Below are 12,846 nucleotides of genomic sequence, written 5' to 3' on the forward strand. Positions count from 1 at the left end.
GCGCCTACAGCCAGCCGTTCGACTCCGCCGCGCGGACGGCCTCGGCGCGGGTGCTGGCGCCGGTCTTGCCGATCGCCGAGGACAGATGGTTGCGCACCGTGCCCGCGGAGAGGAACAGTGCGGCCGCGATCGAGGCGACCGGCGCTCCGTCCCGCGCCGCCCGCAGCACGTCGGTCTCCCGGTCGGTGAGCGGCGATTCCCCGCTGACGAGGCTGTCGGCGGCGAGGGTGGGATCGACGACGCGCAGTCCCGCATGGACCCGGCGCACGGCGTCGGCGAGTTGGCGGGCCGGGGTGTCCTTCACGACGAATCCCGACGCCCCCGCCTGCAGCGCCTTGCGCAGGTAGCCAGGACGACCGAACGTCGTCACGATCAGGACGCGGGTCCGCGGCATCGCGGCGCGCAGTGCCGCCGCGGCGGCGATCCCGTCCAGGCCGGGCATCTCGACGTCGAGGAGCGCGACGTCGGGGGAGTGCTCGCGGGCCGCGGCGACCACCTCGTCGCCGCGCCCGACCTCCGCGACCACCGTCAGGTCCGCCTCCAGGTCGAGCAGGGCGGCGAGGGCGCCGCGGACGAGTGCCTGGTCGTCGGCGAGCAGCAGTCGGATCGTCACGGGACCTCTTCCTTCAGCACGTGCAACGAGAATCCGCCGGGTTGCGGATGGGTGATCACGATCCGTGCTCCGGCCGCGGCGGCGCGCTCCCGGAGGCCGACGAGCCCGTTGCCGTGCGCACATTCGCCGCAGCCGGAACCGTTGTCGACGACAGTCACTTCGCGTTCACCCACCGTGACCGTGCAGTGCGTCGCGCCGCTGTGCCGGACCACGTTCGTGACACCCTCGCGGACGGACCACGCGAACAACTCGCGCAACCCGGTGGGCACCGACTCGGTGCTGCCCGGTAGCTCGGCCTCGATCCCGGCGGCCCGCAACGCCTCCCTGGCGCGGGCGATCTCCATCGGCAGCGACAGCCCCCGGATTCCCTGCACGGCCTGCCGGACGTCCGCGAGCGCGTCGCGGGAAAGACGTTCCAGGTCTGCCACTTCCGTGCGGGCCCGGTCGACGTCGATGTCGAGGAGCCGGCCCACGAGTTCGGCCTTGACGGTGATGACGGTGAGGGAGTGCCCGAGGATGTCGTGGAGGTCGCGGGCCATCCGGGTGCGTTCCTCCTGCACCGCGAGCCGTTCGCTCTCCTCCCGTTCCCGGACCAGTTCGATGTTGCGGTTGATCAGCTTGGTCACCCCGAACATCGCGAACGCCGCCGCGCACACACCCAGCGACAGCCCGGTGCCCGACCCCCAGCCCATGGCCGTGGAGATCACCTCCACGAGCACTGCGATCGTGAGGGCGGTGATGCCGCCGAGCCAGGCGGGCAGCAGGATGATCGCCGACACCGCGAGGAAGACGGCGGCGGACAACCCCGACGGCCCCACGGCCAGCGCCATGATCGCCGCGAGCGTGCACAGCGCCACCATGACCGGTAGTGCCTGGTTCAGCGGCGGCCGAAACTCGTTGTGCGCGCGCCGGGTATGCGACCACCGGAACATCGCGAGGTACGTCACCGCGAACGCGAGCGTGGCGATCATCCCGATCCAGCCGCGGACGTGACCGCGGTCGGCCCAGCCGTCGAGGAACGGCTGGAACAGGAATACCGTCCACGCGGCGGCGAAGATGAATCCGAAACGGCCCCATCGTCTGGTCACGACGGGGCCGTCGGGGGTGGTCACGGAAGTCACGATACCGCCGTCACACTCGCTCGGTGTCGCGCTGGAACCGCCACACCGCGCCGCCGACGAAGATCGCCAGCCACACCGCGACGTTCAGGAGCCACGTCCACTGCATCGCGTCGCCGGTGAGCGGTGCGTGCACGAGTTGGCTGAGCCCGTACGTGGGCATGAACTGTGCGATCGACGCCCAGACGGAGCCGTCCTGCAGCGGCATGAACAGCCCGCCCGCGAAGCCGAGCACGGCGAGCCCGGGGCCGAGGATCTGCATGACGTTCTCGCTGGGCAGCAGGTACCCCATGAACAGGCCGAAGGCCGCGAACACGGCGGAGCCCAGCCACGTGATCAGGGCCGTCGTGAACCACAGGGACGTGTCCATCCGGACGGACGTGAACGCGCCCACGAGATAGACGACGCCGACGGCCGCGAGCCCGAGCATCATCGCGACCAGCACCTTGACGAAGATGTAGACCCCTGGGGACAACGGGGTGAGCCGCAGTTGCCTGCTCCACCCGGACGCGCGTTCCACCGACACCATCGCGCCGCCGCTCGTCGTCGCGATCATCGCGCCGTACAGTGCCATGCTGATCATCACGTACGCCGAGACGTTCCCGTTGCCCGCACTCTCCCCCGAATAGCTCGGATTCAGCCCGAAGATGAGGAAGAAGACGACGGGCATGACGAGAGTGATGATCATCGTGCGCCGATTGCGCAGCAGGCGAAGCAGTTCGAGTCCGAGGAGGGTGGTGTTGAGCCCGCCGAGCGGGGGAACCCGGCGGTGGGCGGCGAGAGTGGTCATCAGTTCGATCCTTCCGTGGCAGCGTCGTCGGAGGTGAGCGCGATGAACGCGTCTTCGAGGCCTCGGGAGACGATTTCAAGGTCGCTGGCGGGTGTCCGGGTGAGCAGATGGCGGGCCACAGCGTCGGTGTCCGCCGAGTGGATCAGGACGCTGTCGCCGCGCACCTCGATGCTGTCGGCGCCGGGAATCGCGAACAGCTGTTCCCGGTCCGCGCCCGGGAAGTGGGCGCGGACCGTGCGTCCCGCGGCCAGCGCCTTCACCTCGGCCGCGGTGCCGTCCGCGACGACTTTCCCCTTGCGCACCAGCACGATCCGGTCGGCGTACGCGTCGGCCTCCTCGAGGTAGTGCGTCGCGAAGACGACCGTCCGGCCGCTGTCCGCGTCGGCGCGGATCGCCGACCAGAAGTCCCGCCTGCCCTCGACGTCCATGCCGGTGGTCGGCTCGTCGAGGATCAGCAGCTCCGGATCGGACAGCAGTGCCATCGCGAACCGCAGTCGCTGCTGCTGCCCGCCGGAACACTTGCCCACCAACCGGTTTCCGAGATCGGCGATGCCGGCCCGGGTGAGGACCTCGTCGACGGGCCGGGTGTCGGCGAACAGGCTCGCGGTGAGCCGGACGGTCTCCTCGACCGTCAGCTCCTTCAGCAGCCCGCCCGTCTGCATGACCGCGGAGACGAGGCCCTTCGCGATCGCGGTGCGCGGATCCGTGCCGAAGACGGACACCTCGCCCGCTGTGGGTCGGGACAGGCCGAGGACCATGTCGACGGTGGTGGTCTTGCCTGCGCCGTTCGGGCCGAGGAACGCGACGATCTCACCGGGCCGGATCTCGAGGTCCAGCCCGCGCACGGCGTGAACGTCACCGAAGTGCTTGTGGACGCCGCGCAGGCTGACTGCCGGAACCTGCGATGCGGACGCCTTCGCGGAGGTACGGGGTTCTGTCGATGTCATGCATTCAGCGTGCGATCCGCACGGCCGGCGACCCTCACACCTCCGTCACGACCTCACCGTGACAAATGTCAGGCCCGGGGTCGGTGTGGCGCCGATCCGGGTCAGCCGTTACTGTGGCCGTCATGCAGCGCGCATATTTCTGGTTTAGCAGGCCGGCCCCGGGTGGGCCGGTCGGCGTAACCACGCGCTGACCTCCTCCACCCCAGAGCCGGATTACAGACCGGCTCGCGGGAATCTCCACAGTCTTCGAGGGCCGGCCTGAGAACAGGAACCCGAACCCATGACTGTCACTCTCGACACCACTACCAGCAGTGATCGCCTGGACGCCCAGCGCACCGTGAGCATCAGCCCGCTGGTGGCGCCATCCGTCGTGCGCCGCGAACACGCCCCCGACGACGTCGCGTCCGCGACCGTCCGCTCGGGCCGTGCCGACACGGTGAACGTGCTGAACGGCGACGACGACCGCCTGCTCGTCGTGGTCGGCCCGTGCTCCGTGCACGATCCCGTCGCCGCCATGGACTACGCCCGCAGGCTCGCCGCCAAGGCCGAGGAACTGCGCGACGACCTGCACATCGTGATGCGGGTCTACTTCGAGAAGCCGCGCACCACGCTGGGCTGGAAGGGTCTGCTCAACGACCCCCACCTGGACGGCACGTTCGACATCGACACCGGGATCCGCATGGGCCGCAAGCTGCTGCTCGACGTGTCCTCGCTCGGCCTGCCGGTCGGCTGCGAGTTCCTCGACCCGATCATGCCGCAGTACATCGCCGACCTCGTCACCTACGGCGCGATCGGCGCCCGCACCGCCGCCAGCCAGGTGCACCGGCAGCTGTGCAGCGCACTGTCGATGCCCGTCGGAATCAAGAACTCGACGGAAGGCGACGTGCAGGTGGCCGTGGACGGCACCCGCGCCGCCGCGGCGAGCCACGTGTTCCCCGGCACCGACCTCGACGGGCAGGCCGCGCTGATCCGCACGGTCGGCAACCCCGACTGCCACGTCATCCTCCGCGGCGGCAGCGACGGACCGAACTACGACACCGAGACGGTCGCGGACACCCTCGCCCGGCTGAACAAGTCCGGTCTGCCGGAGCGGGTCGTCATCGACGCCAGCCACGGCAACAGCAGCAAGAACCACGAGAAGCAGGTCGACGTGCTGGACGACATCGCCGCCCGTCTCGAGGCAGGCGAGAAGGGGATCGTCGGTGTGATGGTGGAGAGCTTCATCGAGGCCGGACGCCAGGACCTCACCCTCGGAAAGTCCGAGGAGCTCACGTACGGTCAGTCGATCACCGACGCCTGCATCGACTGGAACACCACGGCGGCACAGTTGGACCGTCTCGCCCAGGCAGTCGCCGCACGCCGGAAGTGATCACCGCACGCCTCTCGTGCGGAATTGCACGCTGATGCGCGGTCCGAGCGGGCGGGTGCTCTTCGGTACACAATGCTCCCAGGTGCGCTGGCAGGAACCACCCATCACCAGCAGGTCACCGTGGCCGAGGGAGTACCGGATCGAGTGCCCGCCGCCGCGCGGACGCAGCAGCAGCGGACGCGCGGCGCCGAGCGAGAGGATCGCGACCATCGTGTCTTCGGTCCGGCTGCGACCGGTGTCGTCGCCGTGCCAGGCGACGCTGTCGGACCCGTCGCGGTAGAAGCACAGTCCGGACGTGGCGAACTTCTCGCCGAGTTCGGGCAGGTAATGCCTGCTCAGGGCGTCGCGTGCCGTAACCAGCAGCGGGTCGGGGAGCGGCTCGCCTTCCGGGTAGAACCGGACGAGGCGTGGGACGTCGACCACCCGGTCGTACATCTGGCGCCGCTCCGCCTTCCACGGCACCGTCTCCGCGAGCGTCGTGAAGAGCTCGTCGGAGCCGGTCATCCACCCCGGTCGCACGTCGACCCACGCCCCGGCCGTCAGCGTGCGGCGCTGCACCGCCGGCCCGAGCTCGCCCAGCTCTACACCGAACGACGCGTCGTCGAACAGCGAAGCCTGCAGCGCATACCGCGCATCCGCGGAGGTCATGCGGTCATGCTACACCGGTAGTCGAACGTATGTTCCCATGTTTCCCCGACGGCGGCGGTTACCGCGGCACCGCGGGCTCGCGGTCGTCGCCGGTGTCGATGGTCGCCTTCTGCCTGCTCGGCCACCAGAAGGCGCGACCTTCGAGTGCCGACAGGCTGGGCACGAGCATCGGGGCCATGGCGAAGGCGGCGATGGCGACACCGATCGCGACGCCGAAGCCGAGCTCGGCGAGGTTGGCCAGTCCGGTGAGAGTCAGGGACGCGAAGGTCAGCGCCAGGATCAGACCGGCGGCGGCGACGGTGGGGGCGTCGTTGGCGACGGCGATCCGTGCCGCGTCGCGAGGCGCGTAGCCGTTGCGGAATTCCTCGCGCAGACGAGAGGCGAGAAGGATGTTGTAGTCGGTGCCGATCGCGACGACGAACAGGTAGAGCACGATCGGAATGGAGAAGTCGATCCCGTCGTAGCCGAGGCCGTGCAGGAACAGGAGCACCACGGCGCCGAGGGTGGCGACGAACGTGAGTGCCACGCACACCAGCAGGTTGAGCGGGGCGAGGACGGCGAGCAGGAGCACGGCGAGAATCAGTGCGATCGCGACCGCGGCGACGGGGAACACTCGGCGGGTATCCGCCGCGAGCTGCGCGCGGACGTCGACGAACGTGGACGTCTGCCCTCCCACAACGACTTCCGAGCCGGGGACGGCACCGTGGGCCGCATCGCGGATCGGGCCCTCGACGAGATCGAGGGATGCGTTCGAATACGGGTCGTCGGCGAGCACGACGTTGACGAGCGCGGCGCGACCGTCCTGGCTCGGTCGCGGCGGCGCGACGGAGGACACGCCTTGCACTTGCGTCAGGGCAGTGACGAGCGGGGTCAGCGACGCGGGATCGAGTGGTCCGGGTGCCACGACGTACACCTGGGTCGGGCTGAGCGCGCCCGCGGGGAAGGACCGGTCGAGGGTGTCGAATGCCTGCTGTGACGGCGTGTCGGAGGGCAGTTCGCCCAGCGTGTTGTACGTCGACTTGTAGCCGGACGCGAAGGAGGCGAGCGCGATCAGCACGACGCCGATCACGACGGCGAACACGGCCGGGCGACGCCCGATCGCGGTGCCGATCGAGGCGAACGGCGTGTGCGGGCTGTCGTGCCCCGGCCCGAGCGGCCAGAACAGGTGGCGGCCCAAAACGGTGAACACGGCGGGGATGAGCGTCAACGCCGTCACCAGCATGACGGCCACGGCGACGATCAGACCGGGTGCGAGCGTGGTGAGCGACCCGAGTTTCGCCAGCAGCAGTGCGGCGAACGCGACGATGACGGTGAGCGCGGACGACGCGACGACGCGCCCGACGACGTCGGTGGAGAAGACGAGCGCTTCGCGATGCGTGTCGGTGGTGGACCCCGCGGCGGCCTGTTGCCGCAGCCGTTCGCGATAGCGGAACAGCAGGAAGACGATGTAGTCGGTGCCGACGCCGAACAGGACGACCACGAGTATCGATTGCAGCGACGTGCTGACCTGGAAGTCGAACAGGTCGGCGAGGACGGCGGTCAGGCCGGTGACCACGGCGAGCACCACGCCGATCACGGCGACCGGCAGGACGGCGATGACGGGACTGCGGAAGATCAGGCCGAGCAGGGCGAGGATGACGATGACGGTGGCGATCGTGATGATCTTGTCGGCGTTGTCGTAGGCGGCGGTCGTGTCGACCTGAATGGCCGCGTTACCGGTCAGCCCGCTCACCAGTCCGGTGCCGTTCAGTTGCTGCTCGGCGTCGCCCCGGATGACCGGTACGGCGTTGTTGACCTGGTCGTCGCCGGGTTGTCCGTTGAATACCACCTGCAGTGCGGCGGCCTTCCCGTCGGCGGACAGCGAAGCAGGCGACCCCTGTACGCTCACGACTCCCGGGATCGCCGAATTCTGCAGCGAGGTCGCGAGATTCAGTGCCATCTGCTGGTCGGCGGGTGACAGTGGCGCGTCGTCGGCGCGGACGACCACCAGGCTGCCGGTTGCGCCCGACAGGCTGGGGAAATACTGGTTGCCGGCGGCCTGCGCCTCGGACGACTCGAATGAACTGGGCAGGAACGTCTGCTGATTGCCGGTGGTGTAGTCATCGAGGCTGGGTGCGAACAGAATGACGGCAACGGCCGCGACCACCCAGGCCGCGATGACCTGCCACGGGTGTGCGACGACGGTGCGCGCGATGTAGGCAAACATCATTCCCCGTTCCGGGAGATGAAGGTTCGGCCGGCGCCCGGGGCCGGGCGGTCGAACCGTTGCCAAGCCATCGTCGCATGCACGGCGTCGCGAAGGCTACGGGTTTCGCGGTATCGACAGACCGCGGCCCCGCTCCGACGTCAGGGAGCGGGGCCGCGGTACGTCATGGTGCTCGTTACCGCAAGGGGGTGAAATCCCGGCTGCCGAGGTAGTCGGGGCGCGGCGCGGGCGCCGAGAACGGGTCCGTCAGCGTGTTCTCGACACTGTTGAACACGATGAAGAGGTTGGACCGCGCGAACGGCGTGATGTTGCCGTTCGAGCCGTGTATGCAGTTGGAATCGAACACGGTGGCGGAGCCCGCCGGTCCGGTCATCATGTCGATGCCGTACTCGTTCGCCATCCGGGTGAGCGTCGGCTGATCGGGCGAGCCGGTGGGCGGAACGTAGCTGACCAGCGATTCCTTGTAGTAGTCCTCGGGGGTCTCGCCGGCGCACGAGACGAACGCGCGGTGCGATCCGGGCATGATCATCAGCCCGCCGTTGTGTCCGTAGTTCTCGGTCAGCGCGATCGAGATGCTCGCGGCGCGGGGAGCAGGCATCCCGTCCTCGGCGTGCCAGGTCTCGAAGTCGGAGTGCCAGTAGAACGGGCCACCGGTGAAACCCGGTTTGAAATTGAGCCGCGACTGGTGGACGTAGACGTCCGAACCGAGGATCTGGCGGGCGATACCCACCACCTCGGGGCGCCGGATGATCTCGTCGACGACGTCGCTGAGACGGTGCACGTCGAACACGGAACGGACGGCGCCGTCGCTGTTCTCCCGCACGATGCGGTTGTCGCCGCGGAGAGTGTCGGTGTCGGCGAGGCGGGTCATCTCGTCGACCAGGTCGAACACGTCGCGCGGCGGGATGATCGCGTCGGCGCAGTGATATCCGCGCTTGTCGTAGTCGGCAATCTGACTCGCAGTGAGCGGACCGGACCGGGTATCACCCCTTTTCGGATCGAACCAGGTGACCGGGTCCTGACGGACGGTCATCGTGCACTCGTCGCGGTCCCTCGTGGGGTAGTTGTCGGCTACTGCCGTACGCATAACTCGTGTTTCACCCTTTCGGATTGGACAACGCTTTACTCTTCCGACGTTCTCACTGGTCGTCGACGAATGCAACCCGGACACAGGTCCACCGAGGCTGGACTGGACCGCGACGGCGCGTCGCCGCGGTGGGATCGTCACAAACATGATCGATTCGGTGGCGGTACTCGGGGTGGCGGCGATCGCGCTCGGCATGGTTCTCACGCCGGGACCCAACATGCTGTATCTGGTCTCGCGCAGCGTCACTCAGGGCAGGGCGGCGGGCCTGGTCTCGCTGGCCGGTGTCGCTCTCGGGTTCCTGTGCTATCTCGCCGCTGCGGCACTGGGCATTTCGGCGGTATTCTCCGCCGTCCCGCAGGCGTACACCGCACTGAAGCTGGCGGGCGCGTGCTACCTGGGATGGCTGGCGTGGCAGGCGTTGCGGCCCGGCGGTAGTGCGCCGTTCGCTCCGTCACGCGTCCTGCCGCGGGATTCGTCCGCCCGGCTGTTCCTGATGGGTCTCACGACGAATCTGCTCAATCCGAAGATCGCGGTGATGTACCTGGCGCTGATCCCGCAGTTCGTGCACCCCGGCGCCGGGCCGGTCTGGTTGCAGAGTCTGCTGCTGGGCAGTGTGCAGATCGTGGTCGCGCTCACCGTGAACGCGCTGATCGTCTGCGTCGCAGGAACTGTCGCGACATTCCTGTCCGGGCGCCCGGTGTGGCTGCGGGCGCAGAAGTTCGTGATGGGAAGCGTCCTCGGCGGTCTCGCCATCCACCTCGCGCTGGACCGGGCCCGGCCTGCGGTCGTCTGAGTCGGCCGCAGCCCGAGTGGCCTGAATCATGCGCACCCGGGCATTCTTCGCGGGTACCGTCGAGGCAACGACGACGAAGGGGCGAGCGATGGCCGGGACCATGCGGGCGGAACGATTCCACGCCGATACGAAAACAATTGCTGTGGAGGATATTCCGATCCCGGGGCCCGGCCCCGGTGAAGTGCTCGTCAAGGTGGAGTTCTGCGGTATCTGCCATTCCGACCTGAGCCTGATCGACGGGACGTTCCCCGCGCTGCTGCCCGAGGTGACCCAGGGCCACGAGGCGTCGGGCACCATCGCGAAAGTCGGTGCCGGAGTGACCGGCTGGGCCGAGGGCGACCGTGTCGTGCCGTCCGCGGGCAGGCCCTGCTTCGCGTGCCGCAACTGCCGGCGCGGGGACCTCACGAACTGCCTGAACATCCAGCTCATGGCTTTCGCCTACGACGGCGCGTGGGCCGAGTACACCGTCGCGCAGGCCGGGGGACTGACGCGCATCCCGGACAACGTTCCGTTCGAGCAGGCGGCCATCCTCGCCGATGCGGTGTCGACGCCGTTCGGCGCGGTCGTGCGCACCGGCAAGGTCGTGGTCGGGGAGACCGTCGGAGTGTGGGGTGTGGGCGGCGTCGGCACCCACATCGTGCAGCTGGCGCGTCTGGTCGGCGCCGTCCCCGTGATCGCGTTCGACATCAATCCCGCTGTGCGGGAACGTGCTCTGGAACTCGGGGCCGACTACGCGTTCGACTCCCGGGACGAGGATCTGAAGGAGAAGGTCGCGGAGGCCACGGGCGGCCGGATGCTGGACGTGGCGTTCGACGCGGCCGGACTGAAGGTGACGTTCGAGCAGGCACTCGACTGCCTGACGGTCGGCGGCCGCCTCGTCGCGGTCGGGCTCTCAACTGTTGACGTAGTGTCTAGATACTTCCTATCGCTGTCGGTTCATGCGCATCGGCGAGGCGGCGGAAACCTGAGCATGTCCGTGGTGGGGGTCTAGAGGGCCGCGTCGGAGGACCGGTTACCGTCTCGGCGACAGGTTCCGGTCGGCGAGTTTTCGATCGGGAGGATCGCGACGTCAATCTGGGTCGACCTGCACCGGAGAGTGTTCGGGCCGACAGGGCGGAAGCAGTTGTACTGCCGGGTGTCCGGCTCGACCGGCCAGGAACCCCCGCTCGCCGATCAGGAAATGGCGTTGCGTGAGCGTGCCACCGGCACCGTGTACCGGGCCTACCAGCATCGTGGTTCCGGTCTACGGGAGAGACTCGAGCGGGCGCAGCGTGACGACGCAGCCATCCGCCAGTTCGCGGTGGTGCCAGTGGTGGCGGGATCGGTTGGCGCGGGTTTCGGGGTGGCGTGGATCGAGCGTGACGTGTCGGTGGTCGGCGTTAGGGTCGAGACCGTCGGTGGGGATGGGGACACAGTCTCGGGTGGGGGAGCTGATGGAAGCCGGTCATGGCGTTGAGGTGGGCTCGCTGATGGCCGATACCGGATTGCCTGCGCTGCGGCAGTTCTCGTTCACTACCCGCCCCTACCTGGCGGTCGATGACGGCATCGGTGAGCCGATCGGGCTCGACGATGTCGACACCCGGGTGGGGTGGTTGCTCGACCTGATCTCGGGCGCCGAAGCGCAGATGCTGGCGCGGCTGTGGCAACCGGCCACCTTCGATGTCCTGGCCGCCGGCGTGGACCGCCAGGGCCGCAAGCTCCCGATACAGGGTCATGTCGCTGCTGCGCGTCTGGGCTGGACCCCGCATTACCCGGACGGGGTCTACGTCCCGTCGCGTGTCACGCGGGTGGTGACCGCACAAGCGGTGGCGACGCTGCGGACCCTGGCATACCGAGACACCGCCATCGCGTCGCTGTCGGCCCGGTTCGACCCGGCCACCAGCCGCCTCGCCGCACCCACCACTGCGGCGGAGTACCTCCCGGCCGGATTCGTCCGAGGCGTGGTGCGGCAGCTCACCGCGCGCGCCCGCCGCGAGGGCGGGGCACTCGCCGGCCGGTTGCGGATCACCGACATGCAGGCACCACCGAAGACCTCGGCGATGGCTCGGCTGTCCGCAGCGGATCGACAACTCGCACACCTCACCGTCACAGACGCCGTCATGACGTTGACGGTGAAACTCCCCACCACCGTCGCCCCGACGGGACGCGCGCAGTGGCGACGAGTCCGGTTGACCGCCGCGATCCCACCGCACCTGCACGGGCGGCCGATCAGCGAGTGGCATCTCCCGACCCTTCATCTCGACCACCGAGGTCTGCTGTTGCGGTGCGCGGCCACCGAGACGGTCCCCGCCGCTGATGTGACCTCGGGAACTTGCGCGGTGGGCGTGGACTGGTCCCCGGCCACTCTCGGCGCCGCCGCCATCACCACCGAAACCCCGGACGGGCTGGTGTCTGATTACCAGGGCTGGACCTACGACGACCGCGGCCTCGGGATCAAACTGGCCCGCCTACAGACCGAAGGCCAGATGCTGCACCGCAAGGCCGCCCGGCTGACGCGATTGGCCGCCACCGCCCCACCCGAGGTCCGCACCCGGCTGGAGGAGAAGATCGCCGTCCTCGACGAGCACCGGGAGGCGGTGGGCGTCAAGCGGGGAAAGATTAACCGAGAACTGGCCTTCCACTTCGCCCGCCAGGTCACCGACTACGCCACCGCCGCGGGCGCGCAGGTAATCGCGGTCGAGGACCTGACCACCCTCGAGGCCCGCGGGCACGGCCGGGTCAACAACAATCGGGCCGCGCAGTCCGCCCGCCGAAAGGCGGTCGCCGCCCTCGCCCACACCGCCGCCGGTGTCGGTGTCACGGTGGTGTCGGTGTCGGCACGCGGATCGTCCGCGTTGTGTCCGGGCTGCGACGCACCACTGGCACGCCCCGGCGGCTATCACACTGCGTGGTGTTCGGGTTGCGGGGTCGGCGGCAACCGGGACCATATCGCGGGGGTGAACCTGGCCAAACGCGCCCTGCTCGGCAAACACAAGGTGACCCGGCGGCGGGGGCAGATGCCCGCGATCGGGGTCGCCGAGCACGCGCCGGTGCGCCGGTGCCGCGACAAAAGCGGTCCCACCCCGCGACGGTCGCGGCATCGCCGGGTCCGCCGCAGCCTGCCCACCGTGACACCGCGGGCGGGGGTGACTCCGAACAGATATGTTCCTGCACTACGAGCGTCGGTGTGGGACACGGTCGAACCCGCACCACCTCACGGTGATGCGGGTAGCCGTGACACACGTCCATCTCCAACGCCCGCCACGCAAGTGGCAGACAGTATGAGATCTACGTAG

10 protein-coding genes and 1 pseudogene are annotated in these 12,846 nt (G+C 68.9%); 4 read left to right on the top strand and 7 right to left on the bottom strand.

Annotated features, from left to right (window positions below; all coding sequences use genetic code 11):
• Positions 1 to 4: 4 nt before the first annotated feature.
• The 4 genes from JWS14_RS27205 to JWS14_RS27220 are packed head-to-tail and all read right to left on the bottom strand — an operon-like array spanning position 5 to position 3,468.
• A complete protein-coding gene (locus tag JWS14_RS27205; protein ID WP_072943134.1) occupies positions 5 to 613 on the bottom strand; it encodes a response regulator transcription factor in 609 nt (202 codons plus the stop codon).
• Entirely contained in the window at positions 610 to 1,725 is a 1,116-nt protein-coding gene (locus JWS14_RS27210; protein ID WP_241031475.1) for a sensor histidine kinase, read from the bottom strand. The genes JWS14_RS27205 and JWS14_RS27210 overlap by 4 nt, the downstream gene beginning before the upstream one ends.
• A 19-nt stretch (positions 1,726 to 1,744) precedes the next feature.
• Positions 1,745 to 2,521: an ABC transporter permease gene (locus tag JWS14_RS27215; protein WP_206014812.1), complete on the bottom strand. Its 777-nt coding sequence runs from the start codon at positions 2,519 to 2,521 to the stop codon at positions 1,745 to 1,747.
• Positions 2,521 to 3,468 carry an ABC transporter ATP-binding protein gene (locus JWS14_RS27220; RefSeq protein ID WP_095863355.1) on the bottom strand — a complete coding sequence of 316 codons (948 nt, stop codon included), beginning with the start codon at positions 3,466 to 3,468 and terminating at the stop codon, positions 2,521 to 2,523. Before JWS14_RS27220 ends, JWS14_RS27215 begins: the two co-directional genes overlap by 1 nt.
• Before the next feature lie 280 nt (positions 3,469 to 3,748).
• Between JWS14_RS27220 and JWS14_RS27225 the strand changes: the two genes are divergently transcribed.
• Positions 3,749 to 4,837, top strand: coding sequence for a 3-deoxy-7-phosphoheptulonate synthase (locus JWS14_RS27225; protein ID WP_095863356.1), 1,089 nt, complete (start codon positions 3,749 to 3,751; stop codon positions 4,835 to 4,837).
• Here JWS14_RS27225 and JWS14_RS27230 read toward each other — a convergent pair whose 3' ends face one another.
• From JWS14_RS27230 to thpD, 3 genes are all read right to left on the bottom strand, one after another.
• The gene (locus JWS14_RS27230; protein WP_095863357.1) at positions 4,838 to 5,485 is read right to left on the bottom strand and encodes an alpha-ketoglutarate-dependent dioxygenase AlkB; all 648 of its coding nucleotides are present in this window, start codon (positions 5,483 to 5,485) and stop codon (positions 4,838 to 4,840) included.
• A gap of 58 nt (positions 5,486 to 5,543) precedes the next feature.
• Positions 5,544 to 7,694: an MMPL family transporter gene (locus tag JWS14_RS27235; RefSeq protein ID WP_206014813.1), complete on the bottom strand. Its 2,151-nt coding sequence runs from the start codon at positions 7,692 to 7,694 to the stop codon at positions 5,544 to 5,546.
• A 172-nt stretch (positions 7,695 to 7,866) separates the two neighbouring features.
• Positions 7,867 to 8,778, bottom strand: a complete 912-nt coding sequence (gene thpD / locus JWS14_RS27240) for an ectoine hydroxylase (protein WP_206014814.1) — start codon at positions 8,776 to 8,778, stop codon at positions 7,867 to 7,869.
• 145 nt (positions 8,779 to 8,923) lie between these two features.
• Between thpD and JWS14_RS27245 the strand changes: the two genes are divergently transcribed.
• The 3 genes and pseudogenes from JWS14_RS27245 (at position 8,924) to JWS14_RS27260 (ending at position 12,846) form a co-directional block, all read left to right on the top strand.
• On the top strand, positions 8,924 to 9,571 hold the full coding sequence (locus JWS14_RS27245) for a LysE family translocator (protein ID WP_072943148.1): 648 nt from the start codon (positions 8,924 to 8,926) through the stop codon (positions 9,569 to 9,571).
• Between the two features lie 88 nt (positions 9,572 to 9,659).
• Positions 9,660 to 10,481, top strand: a pseudogene (locus JWS14_RS27250) (zinc-binding dehydrogenase); the annotation flags it as partial.
• A 559-nt stretch (positions 10,482 to 11,040) separates the two neighbouring features.
• Positions 11,041 to 12,846, top strand: coding sequence for a zinc ribbon domain-containing protein (locus tag JWS14_RS27260; protein ID WP_206016194.1), 1,806 nt, complete (start codon positions 11,041 to 11,043; stop codon positions 12,844 to 12,846).

The organism is Rhodococcus koreensis (assembly GCF_017068375.1).
In the GTDB taxonomy this organism is placed as follows: domain Bacteria; phylum Actinomycetota; class Actinomycetes; order Mycobacteriales; family Mycobacteriaceae; genus Rhodococcus_F; species Rhodococcus_F koreensis.

Bases quoted from the DNA above. Each gene is read 5' to 3' on its own strand.
- JWS14_RS27215 (WP_206014812.1), bottom strand. From the start codon at position 2,521: ATGACCACTCTCGCCGCCCACCGCCGGGTTCCCCCGCTCGGCGGGCTC.
- JWS14_RS27220 (WP_095863355.1), bottom strand. From the start codon at position 3,468: ATGACATCGACAGAACCCCGTACCTCCGCGAAGGCGTCCGCATCGCAG.
- JWS14_RS27225 (WP_095863356.1), top strand. From the start codon at position 3,749: ATGACTGTCACTCTCGACACCACTACCAGCAGTGATCGCCTGGACGCC.
- JWS14_RS27230 (WP_095863357.1), bottom strand. From the start codon at position 5,485: ATGACCTCCGCGGATGCGCGGTATGCGCTGCAGGCTTCGCTGTTCGAC.
- JWS14_RS27235 (WP_206014813.1), bottom strand. From the start codon at position 7,694: ATGATGTTTGCCTACATCGCGCGCACCGTCGTCGCACACCCGTGGCAG.
- thpD (WP_206014814.1), bottom strand. From the start codon at position 8,778: ATGCGTACGGCAGTAGCCGACAACTACCCCACGAGGGACCGCGACGAG.
- JWS14_RS27245 (WP_072943148.1), top strand. From the start codon at position 8,924: ATGATCGATTCGGTGGCGGTACTCGGGGTGGCGGCGATCGCGCTCGGC.
- JWS14_RS27260 (WP_206016194.1), top strand. From the start codon at position 11,041: ATGGCCGATACCGGATTGCCTGCGCTGCGGCAGTTCTCGTTCACTACC.